Source organism: Polyangiaceae bacterium (genome assembly GCA_015075635.1).
Classification (GTDB): domain Bacteria; phylum Myxococcota_A; class Polyangia; order Polyangiales; family Polyangiaceae; genus JADJKB01.
In genome coordinates, this window is sequence record JABTUA010000003.1 from 2,460,192 (window position 1) to 2,480,060 (window position 19,869).

The 19,869-nt window shown below is 70.2% G+C and carries 22 protein-coding genes; 11 read left to right on the forward strand and 11 right to left on the reverse strand.

Annotated elements, in window-relative coordinates:
- Positions 1-76: 76 nt before the first annotated feature.
- A complete protein-coding gene (locus tag HS104_41670; GenBank protein MBE7486468.1) occupies positions 77-1,513 on the reverse strand; it encodes an acyl-CoA/acyl-ACP dehydrogenase in 1,437 nt (478 codons plus the stop codon).
- 99 nt (positions 1,514-1,612) lie between these two features.
- Here HS104_41670 and HS104_41675 point away from each other — a divergent pair, with 99 nt between their 5' ends.
- The 3 genes from HS104_41675 (at position 1,613) to HS104_41685 (ending at position 3,472) form a co-directional block, all read left to right on the forward strand.
- Entirely contained in the window at positions 1,613-2,335 is a 723-nt protein-coding gene (locus tag HS104_41675; GenBank protein ID MBE7486469.1) for an acetoacetate decarboxylase family protein, read from the forward strand.
- 27 nt (positions 2,336-2,362) lie between these two features.
- Complete coding sequence (locus HS104_41680) at positions 2,363-2,779, forward strand: hypothetical protein (protein MBE7486470.1); 417 nt, start codon at positions 2,363-2,365, stop codon at positions 2,777-2,779.
- A gap of 81 nt (positions 2,780-2,860) precedes the next feature.
- Complete coding sequence (locus HS104_41685) at positions 2,861-3,472, forward strand: rhodanese-like domain-containing protein (protein MBE7486471.1); 612 nt, start codon at positions 2,861-2,863, stop codon at positions 3,470-3,472.
- 3 nt (positions 3,473-3,475) lie between these two features.
- Here HS104_41685 and HS104_41690 read toward each other — a convergent pair whose 3' ends face one another.
- From HS104_41690 to HS104_41710, 5 genes are all read right to left on the reverse strand, one after another.
- Positions 3,476-4,258 (reverse strand): hypothetical protein, encoded by a 783-nt coding sequence (locus tag HS104_41690; GenBank protein ID MBE7486472.1) that lies wholly within the window; start codon positions 4,256-4,258, stop codon positions 3,476-3,478.
- Complete coding sequence (locus HS104_41695) at positions 4,249-5,616, reverse strand: hypothetical protein (protein ID MBE7486473.1); 1,368 nt, start codon at positions 5,614-5,616, stop codon at positions 4,249-4,251. The genes HS104_41690 and HS104_41695 overlap by 10 nt, the downstream gene beginning before the upstream one ends.
- A 42-nt stretch (positions 5,617-5,658) precedes the next feature.
- On the reverse strand, positions 5,659-6,141 hold the full coding sequence (locus HS104_41700; GenBank protein ID MBE7486474.1) for a hypothetical protein: 483 nt from the start codon (positions 6,139-6,141) through the stop codon (positions 5,659-5,661).
- Entirely contained in the window at positions 6,138-6,317 is a 180-nt protein-coding gene (locus HS104_41705; protein ID MBE7486475.1) for a hypothetical protein, read from the reverse strand. The genes HS104_41700 and HS104_41705 overlap by 4 nt, the downstream gene beginning before the upstream one ends.
- Positions 6,318-6,395: 78 nt before the next feature.
- Positions 6,396-7,130, reverse strand: coding sequence for a hypothetical protein (locus HS104_41710; GenBank protein MBE7486476.1), 735 nt, complete (start codon positions 7,128-7,130; stop codon positions 6,396-6,398).
- A gap of 301 nt (positions 7,131-7,431) precedes the next feature.
- Between HS104_41710 and HS104_41715 the strand changes: the two genes are divergently transcribed.
- Genes HS104_41715 through HS104_41725 form a run of 3 tightly spaced genes read left to right on the forward strand, consistent with a single transcriptional unit; the run spans position 7,432 to position 12,054 of the window.
- Positions 7,432-8,169, forward strand: a complete 738-nt coding sequence (locus HS104_41715) for a glycine cleavage system protein H (protein ID MBE7486477.1) — start codon at positions 7,432-7,434, stop codon at positions 8,167-8,169.
- Positions 8,170-8,186: 17 nt separating this feature from the next.
- Positions 8,187-10,154: a cytochrome c3 family protein gene (locus tag HS104_41720; GenBank protein MBE7486478.1), complete on the forward strand. Its 1,968-nt coding sequence runs from the start codon at positions 8,187-8,189 to the stop codon at positions 10,152-10,154.
- The gene (locus HS104_41725) at positions 10,111-12,054 is read left to right on the forward strand and encodes a hypothetical protein (protein MBE7486479.1); all 1,944 of its coding nucleotides are present in this window, start codon (positions 10,111-10,113) and stop codon (positions 12,052-12,054) included. Before HS104_41720 ends, HS104_41725 begins: the two co-directional genes overlap by 44 nt.
- A gap of 1 nt (position 12,055) precedes the next feature.
- On the opposite strand, the gene HS104_41730 is transcribed toward HS104_41725, so the two are convergent.
- From HS104_41730 to HS104_41740, 3 genes are read right to left on the reverse strand one after another with little or no spacing between them, the layout of a single operon-like run.
- Positions 12,056-12,613, reverse strand: coding sequence for a peptidase M54 (locus tag HS104_41730; GenBank protein MBE7486480.1), 558 nt, complete (start codon positions 12,611-12,613; stop codon positions 12,056-12,058).
- A 14-nt stretch (positions 12,614-12,627) separates the two neighbouring features.
- On the reverse strand, positions 12,628-13,977 hold the full coding sequence (locus HS104_41735) for a sigma-54-dependent Fis family transcriptional regulator (GenBank protein MBE7486481.1): 1,350 nt from the start codon (positions 13,975-13,977) through the stop codon (positions 12,628-12,630).
- Positions 13,967-15,604: a HAMP domain-containing protein gene (locus HS104_41740; GenBank protein ID MBE7486482.1), complete on the reverse strand. Its 1,638-nt coding sequence runs from the start codon at positions 15,602-15,604 to the stop codon at positions 13,967-13,969. The genes HS104_41735 and HS104_41740 overlap by 11 nt, the downstream gene beginning before the upstream one ends.
- 185 nt (positions 15,605-15,789) lie before the next feature.
- On the opposite strand from HS104_41740, the gene HS104_41745 reads away from it, so the two are divergent.
- Complete coding sequence (locus HS104_41745; protein ID MBE7486483.1) at positions 15,790-16,461, forward strand: redoxin family protein; 672 nt, start codon at positions 15,790-15,792, stop codon at positions 16,459-16,461.
- Between the two features lie 9 nt (positions 16,462-16,470).
- On the opposite strand, the gene HS104_41750 is transcribed toward HS104_41745, so the two are convergent.
- A complete protein-coding gene (locus HS104_41750) occupies positions 16,471-16,899 on the reverse strand; it encodes a hypothetical protein (protein MBE7486484.1) in 429 nt (142 codons plus the stop codon).
- 199 nt (positions 16,900-17,098) lie between these two features.
- Between HS104_41750 and HS104_41755 the strand changes: the two genes are divergently transcribed.
- Positions 17,099-17,668 (forward strand): hypothetical protein, encoded by a 570-nt coding sequence (locus tag HS104_41755; GenBank protein ID MBE7486485.1) that lies wholly within the window; start codon positions 17,099-17,101, stop codon positions 17,666-17,668.
- A gap of 12 nt (positions 17,669-17,680) precedes the next feature.
- Here the strand turns inward: HS104_41755 and HS104_41760 are convergent, their stop codons facing one another.
- Complete coding sequence (locus HS104_41760; GenBank protein MBE7486486.1) at positions 17,681-18,355, reverse strand: hypothetical protein; 675 nt, start codon at positions 18,353-18,355, stop codon at positions 17,681-17,683.
- Positions 18,356-18,457: 102 nt separating this feature from the next.
- Here HS104_41760 and HS104_41765 point away from each other — a divergent pair, with 102 nt between their 5' ends.
- Genes HS104_41765 through HS104_41775 form a run of 3 tightly spaced genes read left to right on the forward strand, consistent with a single transcriptional unit; the run spans position 18,458 to position 19,836 of the window.
- Positions 18,458-19,132, forward strand: coding sequence for a hypothetical protein (locus tag HS104_41765; GenBank protein MBE7486487.1), 675 nt, complete (start codon positions 18,458-18,460; stop codon positions 19,130-19,132).
- Positions 19,132-19,428 carry a GIY-YIG nuclease family protein gene (locus tag HS104_41770; protein MBE7486488.1) on the forward strand — a complete coding sequence of 99 codons (297 nt, stop codon included), beginning with the start codon at positions 19,132-19,134 and terminating at the stop codon, positions 19,426-19,428. Before HS104_41765 ends, HS104_41770 begins: the two co-directional genes overlap by 1 nt.
- 57 nt (positions 19,429-19,485) lie before the next feature.
- Positions 19,486-19,836, forward strand: a complete 351-nt coding sequence (locus tag HS104_41775) for a hypothetical protein (protein ID MBE7486489.1) — start codon at positions 19,486-19,488, stop codon at positions 19,834-19,836.
- Positions 19,837-19,869 lie beyond the last annotated feature (33 nt).

Here is a 19,869-nt window from a genome sequence, read left to right on the forward strand (position 1 = left end):
GCGGCAGAGGAGCCCGACAAACGCCCGCGACCGCAATGCCTGCGCGCAGGACGGCGGCCATCCCCGCGGAGCCACGTCACGCAGATGCAGGGGTTGCGCGAGGCGTGGGGAGTCGGGTCCGCGCCACGATCTCCGCCAGGGTCAGCCGGTTGATCTGGTTCGTGCCCTCGTAGATCTGCGTGAGCTTCGCGTCGCGAAGCGCCTTGTCCACCAGGCGGCGTTCGGGCGCCTCGAGGGGGACCAGATCGCAGGCGCGGTCGCACACCCACACCGCCGCGTCGGAGCAGGCGACCTTCGCGCTCGACGCCCGCGCGAGCTGCGCGGCGAGCTTCCCCGAGCGGCCGAGCTTCGCCAGGAAGCGAGCGAAGCCGGCCTCGGTCAGGCGCTTCAAGCGACGCTCCGGCAGGGCGGCGTGGAGCCCCCTCGCGGCCGAACCGATGCCGGTCTCGAGCCAGCCTTGGGGCGCGATCTGCGCGTCGAACCCGAGCGCCGCATCCAGGTAGGTGAGGCGGCTCGAGTGAACGCGCGTGGTCATCTCGGCCACGACGTCCTTCACCCAACCTTGTCGCAGGGACGCAGGATGCGCGTCCGGCAACCTCGCGAGCGCGGCGAGTGTGGCCTCCAACGCTCCGCGCGCGATGCCCGTGGCGATGGCGCCGACGGGTGCGCGTGACGCCGCCAGGATCAGCTCGGTGAGCTCGAAGCCCGAGCCCTCTGGTCCGATGCGATCGAGCTCGGGCACGAACGCGCCGTCGAATTCGGTCTCGGTGGCCGGCGAGGCGCGCTGCCCCAGCTTGAGCTCGTCCCGTACGGCGCGAAACCCTGGGCGCTGCGTGTCCACCAGGAACGCCGTCCAGGACTCGCGGGGGCGCGCGCGGTCGAGCGCCGCGTGGACCACGATCCAGCGCGCGATCGACCCGTTGGACGTGAAGCTCTTGCGCCCGTGGAGCAGGTAGCCGCCGGTCACGCGCTCCGCCCAGGTCGGCGCCACGACGCGGCCGAGGCCCTCCGGGTGCTCGACGTCCGAGCCGCTCGAAGGCTCGGTGATGGCCCAGGCGAACAGGGTGGGGCGCTCCCGGGCTTCGAGCCGCTCCCGAGCTGCGGGGCGCACGACGCGCACCCAGAGCCCGACGTCCAGGCTGAAGAGCAGCGCGGACAGCCCCAGCGAGCTCACGCCGATCAAGAGCGCGAGCCCGCCGCAGGCCCGCGCCAGCTCCTCGGAGGCCGCGGCGACCTCCGCGGAGCGCGCGGCATCGCCGCCGAGCGCGCGGGGAGCCATGCAGGTCAGAAACCCTTCGCGCGCCGCAGCTCGCAGCACCTCCCAGTCGGCGCTCCCGATGGGGTGGGGCCGACCCGCTTGCTCGTCGATGGCGAGCGCCCGCGGCTCGAGCACGCGCGCGGCGAAATCCCGGGCACGCGCGCGCATGCGGGTGACGTGCGGCGGCTCGAGCCAGGGGCCGGCGTCGCGGATAAGGTCGGGCGCGCGGCGGTCTGGCCTGAAGGGGCGGTCCACTCGGCCGATGCTGCTATCCCTCGCGCCGGGCTGCAAATGACCGCGCACAGTTTGGCATCGATCATTGCCCCCCACGTCTCGGCCTCCCATGCTCCGGCCATGGCCACCCAGCTTCCCATCGTCTACCGCCGCGCGCGGGCCTGGGTCCTCGCCGTGTCTGCGCCGAGCCGCGAGCTTCGCGGGCTCTTGCCCGACCGCCGGCTCCGGCCCGTCGAGGTCCGGCCGGGGCGCGGCGTCTTGGCCGCAGCGCTCTTCGACTACCAGGACACGAGCATCGGCCCGTATCGAGAGGCCGCGCTCTCGGTCCCCTGTCGCTGGGAGCGCTCGACCCGTGTCCCGCTCTTGCCGCTCTTGGCGGAGCGGTACCTCGACGACGTCGGGCACTGGGTGGCGCTCTTGCCCGTCACGACGCAGGTGGCGGACGAGGCGGGTCGGACCATCTGGGGCTACCCGAAGTTCGTGGGCGAGATCGACATCGAGGAGCGCGGCGACCGCGTGCGCTGCAACGTCTCCGACGCCGGCGAGCGGGTCTTCGGCTTCGAGGTCGAGCGTCCCGGACCATCGCGTCCGATGCGCTTCCCGCTTCGCACCTACTCGCTGCTCGACGACGAGATCCACTTCACCGAGATCGACGTGGACGCCCTGGGCTCGCGACGCATGATCGGCGCGCGGGGTTCCCTCTCGCTGTCGACGCACCGACGCCTGGCCGGACTGCCGCCCGCCGAGCGGTTCGGGCGGCGACCGCTCGAGGCCCGCTGGTTCGACGAATATCGCTTGGAGCTCGACCGAGCGAGCACGCGCTACCGCCTGAAGCGCCATTGAAGAGGTCCGGCTGCTAAGCTCCGGCCCATGTTCGCGCGCGCTCTGTTCGGGTGTCTCTGCCTCGTCGTCCTGGTCGATTGCGAGCGCCCGGTGTACGTGAAGTACGTCCCGCTGGAGCGAAAGACCGAGCTCGACGACAAGACGCTCTTCGCCGCGACCGAGGGCGCGCTGCTCGATCGGGGCTACCTGTTCCAGCGCCGAGACGAGGCCGCCCACCAGCTCTTGACCAAGCCGCGCATCTTGACGGGGGGCGAGGGCGATCCCGAGTTCAAGTACGTGTGGCTCGCCGACACCGCCGGCGGAACGCTCAGGCTCAGGGTGATGTGTCAGGAGAACCGTCCCGAGGCCGAACCGGTGAGCTGCGGCGAGCAGACGCCGGAGAAGATCATGAAGGAGCAGCACGCCATCGCCGAGCAGGCGTTGAAGGAAGCACGCGGCGAGTGACCCGATCGGGGACGGTGCGCGCAAGTCGTGCGCGGTACCGGTCGCTCCCCGGGTGCTAGCCTCGGAGCGGGAGAGCCTCGCATGCTCCGCGCGTCGATCTGGGTGGTGCTGGCAGCGCTGGCGTCGTCCGCGCCGGGCTGCGGCGAGGACGAAGAGTCGGGGGGCGGTCGGTCGGACGCGGGCAGCGACGTGAGCGCGAGCGATGCTCCGGAAGACTCGCCGCTCGACACCGGCTCCGACGCGCCGCCCAGCGACGCCGGGGCCGACGGGTTCGACTCCGCCGACGCGGCGAGCGATGAGGCGGAAGCCTTCGACTCCGCGGAAGCGGCGACCGACGCTGGCAGCGACGCCGCGGAAGCGGAGGCCGGGAGCGGCCTCGGCGCCATGTCCGTCGCTGAGCTCGCGGCCGCCCTGCCGAGCAAGACCTTCATCATGCTCAACGTCCACGTGCCCTACGCCGGCGAGATCCCCGGCACCGACGCGAACCTCGACTACAAGGACGTTCCGAGCATCGAGGCGTACATCGGCACGAACAAGGGCGTGGACGTGGTGCTCTACTGCTACTCGAACTCGATGGCGCTCTCCGCCGCCAACGCGCTCCTGGCCGACGGCTACACGAAGGTGCGCTACGTGGACGGCGGGCTCGCCGCTTGGAAGAACGCCGGTCACCCGGTCGAGTTTCACGACAAGTGAGGCTCAGCTCCCCGGCATCGCGAAGCGCAGGAGCGGTGGTCCCGTCCTGAAGCCGGGTCCGCCACCGATGCTCTGCACCAGCGACGCGGCCACGATGAAGTCGCCGGAGAGATCGAGGACCAGCACCTTGGCGCAGGGGTCCGCGCGGCTCGCGCACTCGAGCGCGATCCAGCCCGGAACGCCCTCGAACCGGAGCTCGGGGGAGGCGGCTCTGACGACGCTGCCCTCGCGCAGCAGAGCCGAGTAGCCCCGCCCGGCGCGCTCGCTCACCCAGAGCTCGGTCGTGGGCTTGGCCTCCTCGTCGGGCGTCGGGGGCCCCGGCACCGCGTAGAGCATTTCGAAGCTGACGTTACCCGCGCGGACCGTCGCCTGGGGGTAGCCCGCGTAGGCGACCGTCATCAGCGCGCCGGCGCCCACGACGAACGCGCTCTGGCCGTCGAGGTGGACATTGGGATGGGCGTCGAAGGGTCGGCCGGGATTGACCTGCTTCCAGATCTCTCGGTTCGCCTTGAGCGCGCTGAACAACCCGTGGATGCGCTTCGGCGCCGGACCCGTAGGGAGCTCCGCCGCGGGCGCCACGGGCCTCCCGCTCAGGGTCACACCTTCCCGGGTCACCTCGATCGCCGGCTCGAGGTGCTCCTTGCAGGGGTACTTGCCGGTTTCGCTCAGCTCTTGCAGGCGCAGCAGGTCGTCGTGGTCGAGCTCGCCGTGACACTTCGGCTGGCCGCGGCAGCCCGCGGCGAGCGTGAGCGCGAGGGAGAGCCCCGCGACTCTACTCAAGCGCATCGGCCTCCCGGACGGGGCGCGGGACGCCGACGGGCTACCGCAGCGAAGACCAGCGCGAGCAGGGCGGCGAACGAGCCGCCGCGAGCCCCTACCGCGTGGCAGCCGCAGCCAGCGTCGTCGTCGTTCTGGCTCGTGCCGCTGCCGCCGGATGCGCCGCCGCTTCCGGCGCCGCCGCTCGACGCGCCGCCGGCGCCGCTGCCGCCGCTACCCGACGCTCCGGCGCTCGCGCAGAGAGAGCCGGGAGGCCAGACCAGCGGGCTCTTCGCGTAGGCAGCCAGGCGCGCCCGCATGTCGGCGGCGGTGCCACCGGCGGTGGAGGACGCAGGCGGCACCGTCGCGAGCTTCGCGCTCTCGTAGGCGCGGTATCCGTCGGGATCGCCGCTGCCGCGCAGGTCGAAGAGGACCGCGCCCAGCCCGGCCTTCGCGAAGCGCTCGAGCTCGCTCGGCTGAGTGTCGAAGAAGTGGAAGTCGGTCGTGCCGATCTGCGCCTGCCAGAGCACGATGGGCACGTTTGCCTCGGCGCTGACCGCGCTGAACCAGGCCACGTTGGTGTCGAGCAGCGTCGGGTCCCAGGGCTCCCACCACTTGGCCTCGTCAGCCTCCAGGTGCGGCTGTTCGGTGAAGATGACGTCCCACTCGCCCAGCGAGGAGTAGAAGCCCGTGACGACCTCCGGCTTCTGACCCACCCGGAAGTTCGAAGCGTGCCAGCCCAGACGCACCGCCGGCGCGTGCTGGTCGCGGAGGGCGAGCAGCGCGCGGCCGAAGCCGGACGCATCATCGGGAAACCCCGCGACGTCGGCGTGCCCGGAGCTCGCCACGGCGACCGGGATGCTCGTAGCGTCCGCGTTGCCCTCGACGCCCATCGCCCACATCATGAATCCCCACGAGTCCGGCTCGACGTGCAGAATGGTCGGCACGCCGGTCTTCGCGGCCGTCTGAAGCAGGAAGACGAAGCTGTCGAAGTAGCTCTTCATCAGCGCGGGATCGGCCAGCGCTGCTTTGACCACGTCCGCTTCGCTCCCGGACAGCTTCTGCTGGCCGAGCTGGAGCAGCTGGTAGAACGTGTAGACGGGCATCGCCCCGAGGCTCGTGGCGATCTTGGCCTTGTCGAGCAGCCAAGCCTCCACGTCCGGCTTGGGATCGCTCGTCGGCACGGCGTAGAGGTAGAGGAACTTCCAGTCGACGCCGTGCTGCTGCTCGGCGACGGCTGGCCAGTCGCCCGCGGCCGAGAAGCTCGACACTCCGACCCCGAGCGTCGGACCGAGGTCGGCGCACACGTCGTGCTTGGGCAGCGCGAGGCCGGTGCTCGTGGCGAGCAGGCTTGCCGAGAAGAGCAACGCTGCCGGGGCCCGGAGCATGCCCGAGCTTACCAGGCAGTAGGAGCCGCGGCGAGGGCGGGATCAGTCGCGCGCTTGGAGGTCGCGGATCTCCTCGAGCTCGGCGATGGCCTCGAGATCTTTGGCGCGACCGGCGGCGCGCTTCACCTCGATGAGCTTCGGAAGCCCGAGCACCAAGCACTCGACCCCGAAGAGCGCGAGGCGCTTCGTGTGGCTCTCCAGCGCCTGGTAAGTCCCGCCACCGGCTATCTCACCGAGGACGTCCAGGTCTCCGACGCTGGTGGTCAGCGTGAAGTTGAGGCCGTGTTTCACCGTCTCCTCGTCGAAACGGAACGGGAGGCCCGGCGGGGCTCCCCGCAGGTAGGGTGAGAAGGGTCCGAGCGCGTGCACCAGCCGGGCGATGTTCGTTTGCGAACGTTCGTACACGACGTCGAGATCTTGGGTCAATCGCGCGGAGCCGTGGGCCGTCGCGGCGGCGCCGCCCACCACGATGAACTGCACACCCTCGTTCGCGAGGGCGCGCAGAGCCGCCTCGAAGTCAATCACTTGCCATCCGCAGCGCGTCCGGCTCTGCGCAGTTCTCGCGCGAACTTCTGGAGCTCCATCAGCTGCCGGAAGCGTTCCTCCACGCTCAAGCGCAAGTTGCGCTGGAGGAGCGTGCGATCGATCCCCTTGCGGTACTCCCGCACCACCGCTTCCATGCTGTCCATCGGCGCGCTCAAGGCAGCGGGATGATAGCAGCGAGCTCGCGAGTGAGCCACGCGGGTCGTACGCGACCGAGCGCCGAGCCCGCGAAGCGCTCAAGACCCGCAGTCGCCCAAGCGCACCGTGCCCGTCCCGGCGTCCGCGTCGGCGGACAGCGCGAGCTTGCCCCGGGTCGTGGCGACCGTGCCCCCGAGCTCCAGCTTGTCGGGCCGTGCGCCGGTGGCGCGCGCCACGGCTTCTTGCCAGCTCTGCTCCGGGGGCGGCTGGATGCGCAGACAGCGGGCGGGACGCTCGTCCTTCGGGATCGCGTACTCGAAGAGCAGCCGCTCCGCCCCGTGCTCCGCCCTGAGCGCGGAGGGCTCCACGTCCGTGAGCTTGTAGCCGCGGCGCTCGAAGTAGCCGCGCGCAGCGGCGTAGCCGAGCTCGACCAGCTGCGGCCCGGTGCAGCGCACGTCCTTGCCGGAGCTCTTGTAGCCTTGCCCCTTCGGGCAGTTGGGGTCGCCCTTGGCCACCAGCTCGGCGAGCTCCGCCTCGCTGAGCGGGCGCCGCGCCGGGTCGGACGCCTTGCGCTCCAGCCGCTCGAGGTGTGCGCGGAGATCGTTCTCGCCCTTCTGGAGCTGGGCGACCTCGTCGTCGCGGCCGGCCTCCTGGCACGCGCGCCGCGCCGTCTCCACCGCGGTGAGGTTCCTCTGCACGCTCTCCTTGCTCTTCGGATCGACCTCGCGCGAAGCCTCCGAAGCGACGCCGACCAAGCGCATGCACTCCTTGCTCTTGGGTCCCACGCACGAAATGACCCCCAGAAGCGCTGCGAGCGAGACTCCGCGCACCATTTGCCGAGAGTCTAGCCGACGTCGCGTCCCGTCCGTCGAGCGCGCGGCGCCCGGCCGTTGAAAGACTCAACGCCGAACCCCTGCTGCGGCACCAGCAAGGGGTTTTCAGCAGCGATTTGCCGTTGAGCTTCTCAACGCCCGGGTGTGGAGATCCTCCGATCCGGGTCCGGTGGCGCGTGGGCGCGGGGCGGGATCCAGGGCGATTCGCGGGGATCCGCGGCGGCCAGTGGCTGGCACGTGGGGTGCAATGCGTCATCGGCAAACCCCTCGAAACGCACGGCCCCAAAGAAGGAGCGCCGTCATGGCCCACCGAGAAGAAAACCTGAACTTCAAAGACTACGTCATCATCGTCGCGCTGACGCTGGGCGCGCTCGGCCTGATCCCGCTCTTCGCGGTGTTCGGCTTCGCGCTGCAGTTCGCCTTCGTCCTGGTGATGCCCGCGCTCCTGATCGGGAGCGTCGTATACGCGCTGAGCACGACCGCGGAGGTCATCGTCTCACAGGTGCAGGGCGTGAACGTCCCGATGGACGTGCGCCTCCACCGTGGTCACGGCTGGGCGCGACGCGCGCCGGGCTGCGTGGTCGCTGGAGTGGACGACTTCGCCCAGCGGCTGATCGGACCGGTGGACTCGATCGAGACCGCGGCCATCGGCATGTCGGTGAAGGCCGGCGATGTGATGGCGGTGCTCCGCCACGGTGAGCGCGAGATCGCCATCCGCGCACCGATCAGCGGCAAGGTGACCGGCGTGAACCCGCTGCTCCGCGGCAATCCCTCGCTCGTCAACTCGTTCCCGTACGGCCGGGGCTGGCTGGTCGAGATCACCCCGGAGCCCTCCAGCCTGAAGCACGGCATGAAGGAGCTGTTCGCTCGCGGCCGGGCGACCCGCTGGATGCGCCGCGAGATCGACCGCCTGTTCGCCCTCACCGCTCCCGACCCCGAGATGCCCACTCTGGCCGACGGTGGTGAGCTCTCCGTCGACGCCTGCGCCCACCTCGACGATGCCGCCTGGAAGCGCGTCGTCAGCGAAATCTTCCCTTGAACCCAGGAAGGTGTGCCGTGAACGCCCCCCGCACTTTCGGTCTGTTGCTCCTGGTCGGAACCTGGACTGGCGCCGCGCTGGCGGCGCCTCCGCCTTCCATCCCGAACCAGGACTGTCTCGAGTGTCACCGCCAGCCCGGCACGGAGAAGGGGCCAAAGGGCAAGGACGGGCAGCCCATCGACATGAAGCGCTATGCGCTGTCGGCCCACGCCGACGTCGCCTGCGTGAAGTGCCACGCCGACGCCAAGGCCGACAGCCACGGCGCCGGGCTCGCGCCCGTCGCTTGCGGCAGCTGTCACGCCGAGGAGGCGAAGCGGTACCAGAAGGGGGCGCACGCCGAGAGCAAGAAGCCCGTCGCCTGCGCCGACTGCCACGGCACGCACGACACCCGCTCCGTCAAGGACCCCGAGAGCCAGGTCTCGCGCGCCAACCTGCCCGCCACCTGCGGCAACTGCCACGACGGCAAGGCGAAGGCCAAGGGCCAGCCGGCGTTCTCGCGCAAGGACTACGAGAGCAGCGTCCACTTCCGCGGCATGACCGACGACGGGCTGACCGTGTCGGCCACCTGCAACGATTGCCACGGCGGTCACGACATGGCCGCCGTGGCCAGCAAGAGCTCGCCCATCTTCCGCGACAACGTGCCCAAGACTTGCGGGCAGTGTCACGACGGCATGTTCGAGCAGTACATGGAGGGCGCGCACGGCGTGGCCCTCGCGAAGGGCAACAGCGACACGCCGGTCTGCACCGACTGCCACGGCGAGCACGGCATCCGCGATACTTCCGACCCGAAGTCCAGCGTGTTCGCCGCCGCCATCAGCAAGTCGACCTGCCCGCAGTGTCACAGCGCGGAGCACGTCAACCGACGCTACGGCTTGGCGACGACCCAGGTCGAAGGCTACCGCCAGTCGTTCCACGGGCTGGCCGACCAGTTCGGCGACACCACCGTCGCCAACTGCGCCAGCTGCCACGGCGGGCACCTGATCCTGAACTCTTCGAATCCGAAGTCGTCCGTCAACAAGGCCAACCTGGCGGCGACCTGCGGCACGTGCCACCCCGGCGCCAGCGACAACTTCGCGGCCGGCAGCGTCCACAACCCGGAGCAGGCCAGCGGCGGCGCCGTGATCGCGTTGGTGAAGAAGATCTACATCGCGCTGATCACCCTGACCATCGGCGGCATGCTGGCCTACAACGGGCTCGACTACCTCGCCACGCTGCGCGAGCGGCTGCGCCAGCTGAAGAAGACCCGCCGCGTGTCCCGCTTCACGCTGGGCGAGCGCGTGCAGCACCTGTGCCTGGTGGTGACCTTCTTCGTGCTGGTGATCAGCGGTTTCTCGCTGCGCTACCCGGACGCCTTCTGGGTCAAAGCGCTGTCGGACACCGGCCTGAGCTTCGCGGCGCGCGGTTACGCGCACCGAGTGGCCGCCGCCATCTTCGTGGTCGCGTCGCTCTACCACCTCTACTACCTGTTCGCGACGGCGCGCGGCCGGAGCCAGGGCAAGGCCATGCTGCCGAACCGGCAAGACCTCCGGGACCTCTGGCACCAGCTCCGCTACTACGTCGGCCTCGAGGCGAAGCCTGGTCACTTCGGCCGCTACTCCTACGTGGAGAAGGTCGAGTACCTGGCGCTGATCTGGGGCTCCATCGTGATGGTCGTCACGGGCTTCATCATGTGGTTCGAGGTCGGCGCGATGCGCTTCATCCCCATGTGGGGCTGGGACCTGGCCGCCCTGATCCACCTGTACGAGGCCTGGCTCGCCACGCTCTCGATCCTGGTGTGGCACCTCTACCACGTGGCCTTCAAGCCCTCTGGTCACGGTGTGAGCCTGGCCATGTACACGGGCGAGCTCAGCGAAGCGGAGATGAAGCACGAGCACCCGCAGGAGCTCGAGACCCTCGGTCAGACCGAGATCCTCCCGCCCGAACCCGACAAGGAGCCGTCCCATGACACGCCGACGCTGTCACGGCCGCTGCCAGCCCACCGCTAGCGCTCTCGTCGTCGCGCTCGGGCTCGCGTTCGCGCTCGGCTGCGCGGCGGAGACCCGGGCCCCGGCCCCCGCGAGCGAGCAGCGCTCGCTCTTGGTGGAGGTCAACTGGGAGCCGAACGTGGAGCTCGAGCCGCTGCGCGACTCCGTGCATGCGAAGCTCGACTGCCCCGACTGCCACGCCCGCATCGAAGAGCGGCGCCTGGACGCGAAGAAGCCGCTGGCCGAGAACCTGTGCCAAGGCTGCCACCAGAAGGCGGATGCTGCGTTCGCGCTCTCCGTGCACGGCGCGGCGGGCAGCGAGAAGGGCGCACGCTGCCAGGACTGTCACGGCGCTCACGACGTGCGGGCGGTCAAGGACCGGCAGAGCAGCGTGAACAAGAAGAACGTGGCCAAGACCTGCGCCAAGTGCCACGACAATCCGCTGTTTTCCGCCGAGCTCGACCCCGAGAACAAGCAGGTGGTGGGTCAGTACGCGGAGAGCATCCACGGCAAGAAGCTCCTGGACAAAGGCATGCTCAAGTCGCCGTCCTGCACGGACTGCCACGGCGGCGGTCACGACGTGCAGGAGGTCAAAGACGCCAAGAGCGCCGCGCAGAAGTCGGCGGTGATGGCGATGTGCGACAGCTGCCACAGCGGCATCACCAAGACGTTCAGCGCGAGCGCACACGGCAAGGCCCTGGCCAAGGGCGACGAGAACGCTCCGACCTGCGCCAGCTGTCACAGCGCCCACGCCGTCAGCGAGAAGGCGCTCGCGTTCCGCCTGGGCAGCGACCGCCAGTGTGGCAGCTGCCACGAAGAGCGCTTCGGCGCGCATCTCGAGACCTACCACGGTCGCGCCCACGCGCTGGGCGGCGCCAAGGTGGCGACCTGTTTCGACTGCCACGGCAGCCACGACGTCCTGCCGAGCAAGGACCCGGCGTCGCTGGTCTCCGCGGAGCGCAAGCTCGACACCTGCCGGTCCTGCCACGCGGACGCCCCCGCCAACCTCGCCGGCTACCTGCCGCACGGCGATCCGCAAGACCGAGCCGGCTTCCCGCTGCTCTACTGGGCCAACCAGTCGATGACCTGGCTGATCCGGGCCGCACTGGCCCTGCTCGTGCTGCACAGCTTGGGCTGGATGCTGCGCAACCTGCTCGACTTCGCGCGGGACCCCGACGAGTACCGCGAGGCGCGCTGGCGCCGGATGCGTGAAGCGCGACGCGACTACGCTCCGGCCTTCCGCGGCGTCGATCGCCTCTGCTACGCGCTCCTGCTCGTCTCCTTCGTGCTCTTGGTCGTGACGGGCTTGCCGCTCGGCTTCAACCAGACCGCCTGGGCGAAGGAGCTGTTCGGGCTCCTGGGCGGGGCCGACTCCGCGCGCAGCCTTCATCGCCTGGGTGCGGTCTCGACCGTGGCGTACGCCGCTCTCCACCTCGGCAGCCTGATCGCGCCGCTGTGGCAGCGTCGCGGCCAGTATCGCGACGAGGCGGGCCGCTTCCGGCTCGGCCGCTTCTTCGCGCTCGTGTTCGGCCCGGAGTCGCCGCTGCCCAACCCGCGCGATCTCAGGAGCTTCTGGGCGCACGCGAAGTGGCTCTTCGGGCGCGGGCCGGAGCCGAAGTTCGAGCGCTACCGCTACTGGGAGAAGCTCGACTACCTGGCGCTCTTCCTGGGCATCTCGGTCATCGCAGCCTCGGGGTTCGTGATGTGGGCCCCCGAGCTCGCGCTCTTGGTCCTGCCGGGCTCCTGGGTGAACCTGGCGCAGATCATCCACAACGAGCAGGCGCTCTTGGTGCTGGTGACGATCCTGAGCGCCCACGTCTGCCACCTGGTCCCGCGCGTCTTCGCGCCGCAGAGTCCGTCCGGGTCCCGAGCCCGTCGAGCCGTGTCACTGGCCCGTTCGGCCCTCGCCTCGGGGCGCTGAGCTAGGCGCGCCGCGCGGCCGGGGCGTGGGTTGCTCTTAGCGCGAGCAAGCAGCGATCGCAGAGCTCGTCCGACTTGAGATCGACGTCGTCCGCGGTCGAGGAGGCGTGCATCACGCAGCGAGGGTCCAGGCAGTGGAGGAGCCCCTGGCAGTGTCCGAGCTCGTGCACGGCTTCCTTCAGCAGACGCGCCCGGAGCACCTCCGGGCGAACCGACAGCCCATTCGGGCCCTCCGCCAAGCGGAAGGTGGACACGAGCGCGGCGCGCCCCCCCAGCTGGGCCTCACCGATCACGAAGGTGAAGATGGGGACGAACAAGTCCTGGCCGGTGACCCCCAACACCAGCCCCGAGTCCGAGAGCGCAGCAAGGGCGGAGAGTAGGCGTCGGGTGTCGTACTGGCTCCGCGCCTCGCTGTAGCTCTGGCCCATGTCCAGCTCGGTCTCGGCGGTTCGGCAGCTCGCGCGGAACACCCGTTCGAGACGCGGTCCCAGCCACGGCAAGAGCAACCCGGCCTCGGGCAAGCCCATCGGGACGAGCAGCAGGTCCGTCGGCGAAGGCATGAGCGCTCTCGAGATCAGTCGCGCAGCCGGTACTTCTTGATCTTGTTGTAGAGCGTGACTCGGTCGACCTCCAGCGCCCGCGCTGCCCGGGAGATGTTCCAGTCGTGACGGGCGAGCACCCGGGCGATGTGGAGCTTCTCCGCGTCCGCCAGCGTGGTGGGCTCGTCCGCCGCCGGGGCCGGGGCCGGGTCGCGGATGAGCACCAGGTCGCCGGCCTCCACTCGCGGTGGCTCCGCGACGACGGCCGCCCGCTCGATGGCGTTCTTGAGCTCGCGCACGTTCCCAGGCCAGGTGTGCCGCTCCAGGACGCTCTTGGCCTCCGGCGTGAAGTCTTGGAGGTCCTTGTCCAGCCGGGTGGCGAAATGCCGGAGGAAATGCCCGGCCAGGAGCGGGATGTCTCCGCTGCGCTCGCGCAGCGGGGGCAGGTCGATGCGGAACACGTTGACGCGGAAATAGAGGTCTTCGCGCATCTCCTTCTTGGCCAAGAGGGCCTCCAGGTCCTGGTTCGTCGCGCACACCACCCGGAAGTCCACTCGCACCGGGTGGGTGCCGCCGATGCGGGTGAACTCCTTCGTCTCGAGCACGCGGAGCAGCTCGACCTGCGTCTTCAGGCTGATGCTGCCGATCTCGTCCAGGAACAGCGTTCCGCCATCGGCTTGCTCCAGCTTGCCCCGCCGCCGGTGCTGCGCGCCCGTGAACGCGCCGCGCTCGTGGCCGAACAGCTCGGTCTCGAGCAGGCTCTCCGGAAGCGCGCCGCAGTTGACGGGGACCAAGGGAAAATACCGGCGTGCGCTCTTGGTGTGGATGGCGCGCGCGACCAGCTCCTTGCCCGTCCCGCTCTCGCCGCGGATCAGCACCGTCATGTCGGTGGCGGCCAGCGAGTCGATGGTGTCCAAGACGCGCTTCATCTCCGGGCTCTGACTGACGATCTCCTCGGCCTCCGAGAGGGACGCGATCTTGGAGCGCAGGCGCGAGTTCTCCTCGGTCAGGCGCCGGTGCTGCAGCGCCTTGGCGACCACGCGGCTCAAGTCGTCCGGATCGACGGGCTTGGTCAGGTAGTCGAAGGCCCCGCTCTTGACGGCCTCGATGGCCGTCTCGATGGTGCCGTGGGCCGTGATGAAGATCACGACGGCGTCCGGGGCGACCTCCCGCAGGCGGCGCTGGAGCTCGAGCCCGTCCATCCCGGGCATCTTGATGTCCAGGAGCACCACGTCCCAGGGTTCCTTCTGGAACTCCGAGAGCGCGGCGGTCGCGCTCTCCGCCTGCCCCACGCGAAAGCCGTCCTTCCGGAACCAGTGATAGAGCGAGTCCCGAACCGAGAACTCGTCGTCCACGACCAAGATCCCAAAGCGTTCATTTTCCACTGCTCACCACCTTGGTGTTCGACGGAGTCGGTGTGCTCGCGCTCGGCGGCGGCTTCGGGTGCCGCGGGAGCGTGATGCGGAAGGTCGTTCCGGCGCCGGGCTTGCTCGATACGTCGATGTCGGCCTCGTGGCGACGGATGATGCCGTATACCACGGCCAAGCCGAGGCCGACGCCCTTGTCACCCTTGGTGGAGACGAAGGGCTCGAAGATCTCCGGCAGCACCTCGGGCGGGATGCCGACGCCCGTGTCGGTGATGCTGATGGTCAGGTCGTCGGCGCTCGCCTCGGCTTCGACGCGCAGCTGCCCGCCGCTGGGCATGGCTTCGGCTGCGTTGACCAGGAGCGCGACCAAAGCCTGCTGGATCTCGTTGGCGTCGCAGGTCAAGCGGTCGTCTCCAGCCACGTGTTCCACGCTGTGCTCGATGCCGTTGCTCTTCAAGAGGTGCTGCACGGTCATGAGGCTGCGGTCGATGATCGGGTTCAGGTTGTGCTCGGCGAAGACGTTCTTCGACTGCCGGGCGAACGTCAGCAGGTTCTTCACGATGTCGCCGCAGCGTGCCGACTCCGAGCGGACGACCTCGACGTAACGCAGGATCTCTTCCTTGTCCTTCTCCGGCAGGTCGGCCTTGGGGAGCTCGCGCTGGATCAGCTTGGCGTAGACCAGAATGCCCCCCAGGGGATTGTTGAGCTCGTGGGCCACGGTCGCCGCCAGCTTACCCAGCGAGGCCATCTTCTCCATGTGGACGATGTGGCGCTGCGCGGCGCCGAGCTCCCGAGTCTTCCGGGCGATGGCGGCTGCCAGCTCCTCCTCCCACTGCTCGCTCCGCGCTCGGGCCGCGGCCAGCTCCGCGCTCATCTGGTTGAAGGACTCGGCCAGCACCTGAAGCTCTCGCCCCCGATCGACCTCGACTCGCACCCCGAGATCACCCGCGGCGACCTTGCGTGTGCCGTCGACCAGGCGCCGAACCGGCCGCTGCACGAAGCGCCAAATCGAGAGGTAGGTCGCGAGCCCACCCACCAGGGCCATCAGCCCGGCCGCGTAGAACGTGCCGCGCCTGGCGCTCTTCGTGCCCTGTTCGATCACCGCCATCGACATCTGGAAGTCCATGACGCCCAGGTACTCCCGCTGCTCCGGCGGAGCGTGGCAGTCCGCGCCGGCGCACTGACTCGAGTTCTTGATCATCCGAGCCTGGCCCATCACCAGCGCCCCGCTCGGGTCGCGCAACGTGCGCGTCTTGCTCTGCTCCTTCGCTCTGCCGAACGGGGTGTCGTGGCACAACACGCAGAGCTCGGCGCTCTGCTTGGTCTTGGTCTTCAGGTCGTGGGTGTCCGTCGAGAACTTGACCTCGCCGTACTTGTCGTAGATGCGAATGCTTCGAATGCCAGGCGCCGTCGAGACATCGCGTAGCGCGGCATGCACGGCCTCCTTCTTCTTCAGCAGCATGCCTTGCCGGAGCACGCGCTCGATGACCGCCGTGGTCTGGCCGGCGTGCTGCTCGAAGGAGCTCTCCCAGGCGTCTTCGGCGCGCCGCGAGCTCAAGAACGAGAACGCCAGAAACACCACCACCACGGAGCCGAAGATCCCGAAGAAGAGGTTCACGCCAATGGAGGTCCGCGAGCGCTTCATGCTGGCGTCCGGCAACGAAGCAGCGTGCCACAGTCGCGGGCCCGGGGTACGCGGAGCACGAGGAATGTCGCGAAAAGTTTGCTGAACCCGTCAGGACGGTCGGGTGCGGGAGTGTCTGCCGGCCCGCCGTGGGATCTCGCCTGGCCTCCTTGCGCTCGGTCATGCCCGTCGCTACGTGGCTTCCGATGACGCCTCGTCGAATCGCCATCTTGCTTGGTGCGGTCGCGCTCGCGGCCTGCAACTCGCCGAAGGCGAGCCCGCCCGCGTCCGAGCTCGGGCCGGCGGCGCCACCCGGGCGCGCAGCGGAGCGCGCGGCGCTCGGAGCGCCGGCTCCGGACTTCGAGCTCCGAGATCTCGACGGCAAGCCGGTGAAGCTGTCGGCTTTCGCTGGGAAGATTGTGGTGCTCGAGTGGTTCAACCCCGGATGCCCGTACGTGCAGAGGGCCCACGCCAAGGGCTCGCTCCAGGGCACTGGGAGCCGCTGGGACGCCGATCCCGACGTGGTCTGGTTGGCGATCAACTCCGGCGCGCCCGGCAAGCAAGGTCACGGGGTCGAGACGAACCGCGAAGCCGCCGAGCGCTTCGGCATCAAGCACCCCGTGCTCCTCGACGAGAGCGGCGTCGTCGGCCGCAAGTACGGCGCGACGAACACGCCGCACATGTTCGTGATCGATGCCAAGGGAGTGCTCGTCTACGCCGGAGCCATCGACAACTCTCCGGACGGGGAGGGCGAGTCGCCCAGCGACGGCAAGCTCGTGCGCTACGTCGAGCAGGCGCTAGACGCCGTCAAGGCGGGCCGCGCGGTGCCCGTGGCCAAGACCGAGGCCTACGGCTGCTCCGTCAAGTACGGTTCTTGACCGAAGCTGTCACGGCTGCTGGCGCTGGACGCGCAGTCGGACTTCCTGTCGCCAGCCGGCCGGATCGTAGTCGAGCTCGTAGCCCTGCCAGGACCGCTTCGGGTCGTCCGAGGTGAGCTCGACGGTCTCGTCTTTCCCGTCGGCCCTGAGCCGCAGCGTGGCGCGCATCATCCCCGAGCCGTCCAGCGTGCGCTTCTCGACCAGATCGACCACGTCGATGCGCAGTCCTCGAAACTGCCCGCTGCCCCGGTCGGCGGGCAGCACCAGGCTCGCGCCCGCGGGCTCTGCGGGCTCTGCGGGCGCGACGTCTGGCGGGCGCGCGTTGGGCGCCGCGGCTGCCGGTGCGGGCGGGGAAGCGGGTGGGCTCTGCGGGGCCTTGCCACAGGCGAGGAGGCAGGCGGTCAGCATCAGCCAGCGCACCGCTGCACCATCGCTCACGGCGTCGACCGGGGCAAGGGTCAGCCCCGCTCCGCCTGCCCCCGTAGAGGCTCGATGGCGCTTGCTCCCGTGCGGGTCACCACTTCCCTGCCGGTGGTGGCGACGCAGCTCGACTCGGGGAGAACCGATCGAGACCGGGGCAAGTGTCTCGCGCGTGGAAATCGCCCGCCGGTACGGCTAAGCTCGAAGCGAGCGGGGCATGGACGACGACGAAAAAGCCGAGCTCGCGCGACGAGGCATGCGGGCAGCGGAGCTGGTCGAGCCGGGCAAGATCGCGGAGAAGGTCCGGGGCTCCGTGAGAGAGGCCGCCGGGAACGCGGCGCTCGAGGGCCTCGCCGCGCTCGGACGGCTCGGCGGGAACGAACGCTCGCCGGCCCGCGCCCGGGCCGTGGCCGCTGTGGACTTCGAGCGCGCCTTCGCGGCCTTCGACGCCGACGACGCGGCGGCCTTCGAGGCGCGGGTTCGCAAGGCGGCGGCGCGCAGCGCAGCAGCGGACGAGCAGGCCCGCCAGATGGAGCTCGCCGAGCTCCGGCGCTCATTTCCAGAAGCGTCTCGGGAGCTGGCGCTCCTGGTGTTCAACTGCGTCGATCTGCTGGAGGATCTCTCGGAGGACGCCGAAGGGCGGCCGCCGCCTGCGGCAGAGCTGGAGCGCAAAGAGAGGCTGCTCCAGCGCATCGCGGAGCTGCTGGCGCCGCGAGCCGGCGAGGCGCTGGTCTCTTTCGTCGATCACGTCGTCGAGATCAGCCGGCGGCAACGCAGCGGCGGGTGACGCCCGGCGCGCTCACACGCGCGTGCGCCACGCGGCGAGCTTTTCCCGGGTGTTCGTCAGGCGGGCCTCGGCGCTGGCGAGCGCGTGCTCGGCGCGGTCGCGCTCGGCCCGAGCTTGCTCGAGCGCGATGTCCATTTGCGCCATCTCGAGCGCCGTGCGCGCGCCGCTCTTGCGCGCGTCGGCCTCCGCTCTGGCGACGCGCGCGCGGGCGGCTTCGCACTCGGCGCGCAGCGTGGAGGCGTCGGCCTCGTCGGCCTCCGCGCGCTTGGAGTACAGGCCGAGGGCGAGCGTGGCGTCGAACGACGACAGCGTCGAGACCTCCTCTCGGAGCTCCGCCACCTCGGCGAGCAGGCGCCGCCGTTCGGCCTCCTTCTCCGCGGCGAGCCGGTCGGCTTGCGCGCGCGCCGCCTCCGCGTCCACGGCAGCTCGTGCCACGGCGATGTCCTGGTGCGCGCGCGAGGAGTGGGTTGCCAGATCCAGCTCGGCAGCGTGCTGGGCGCGGAGCGTCTCGAGCTGCTTCTGGTGGTGGGTCTCGGTCTCCGCGATCGCCGACCGCGCGGCGGCGATCTCCGCCGCGATGTGATCCCAGGCCTCGCGATGCTGGCCGTCGGGATCCGTCGCCGCGCGCCAGTCGTCGAAGATCCGTTCCAGGGCTGCCAGGGGGTCGAAAGGATCGCGGTCGCTCACGGCTTTCGGGCGACTCTATACGCTCTCGCCCCCGCCGTCCGCTGGCGCGAGCGCAACCGAGGCTCGGCAATCTGCCCGGTGCGGGCTAGGCTAGCCCGCGAAGTGGCCTCGCGTTGCGCACGGCACGAGCTCGCCGCCGGGCCCGACGGCCTCTGCGCGTTGTGCCGCCGCGAGGCGGCGGCGCGAGCGCCGGGCGAACGGCGGCCCGCGGTCGCGTGGATCCCCTTGGTGGCGTTCACCCTGGTGGCTGGCGTCGGCTTCGCCGTCTGGCGAAGCGCCGAGCCGCAGGTGGCGGTGGCGCCCTCTGCGCCGGAGCCGTCGCTCGGGCGGGCGGAGGTCGAGCCCGCGCCGGTGGCGGAGCGGTCGCTGCCGCAGGTGGAGGAGCCGATCCGACCGGAGCCCGCCCGGCCAGCTGCGACTGCCGTGCCCGAGGAGGAGGTTCGCGCTCCGAGCCCCGCGAGCGCGAAGCCGCGCGCTCCGAACGCGGAGGAGCTTCAGGCCGCCCTCGGCGAAGTGCGCATCACCATCTACACCACCACCTGGTGTCCCCACTGCACCCGTGCCCGCGCCTGGCTCCGCGCCAACAACCTTCGCCACACCGAGTACGACGTGGAGGCGAGCGAGTCGGCACGCCGCGAGCGCGATCGCATCAGCCCGCGGCGCGGCGTGCCCACTGCCGACATCGACGGCGAAGTGCTCACCGGCTTCGGCGAACGGAGCTGGTCGGCCGCCATCGCCCGGGCGACCCAGCGCCGGCTGGAGCAGCGCCAGCGCTGATGGCGAGCAGCACTGACACCTGGTTCGTGTACCTGGCGCGCTGCGCCGACGGCAGCCTGTACACGGGTATCGCCAAGAACGTCGCCGAGCGCATCCGGGCCCACGACGCCGGCAAAGGCGCGCGCTACACCCGCGGGCGCGGCCCCCTCTCCGTGTGCGCGACGCGCCGCTGCCTGTCGAAGGGGGTGGCCCTCCGGCTCGAGCTCCAGGTGAAGCGGCTGAGCCGAAAGGAGAAGGAGGCGATCGCCGATCCGGTGCAGTTTCGTGCCTTCGCGCGGCGCTGCCTCCGAAGCTGAGTGGGTGTCACCTGCAAGGTCTGCGCGGGACCGTGTCGATCCAGAGGAGGAACCCCCATGGAGCGTCGCGTCAGTCCCCGCAGCAAGACCAGCACGCAGATGGCCGTCGGTCGGGGCAAGACCCGATTCCTGGCCCGCTGCGTCGAGCTCTCTCAGACCGGCATGCTGGCCATCGTGCCCAAGGCCGTCCGCGAGAGCAGCTTCGAATACCTGCCTGCTCGACTGATGCTGGAGACCGGCGTCGCGCACCTCTTGCTGCGCCGCGTCCGCTGCCAGAACGAGCTGGTGGCCTATCTCATCGTGGACCTCGACGATGCGTCCCAGGGACTGCTCACCGACTTCTTGTTCGACCAGCTCCACTCGGCGCTGCCGAAGCCCCCGAGGGGGCGTCCCCAGCGCGCGGCGTGACACGCGGGGGCTCCGGCGGCGATACTCGAGCTC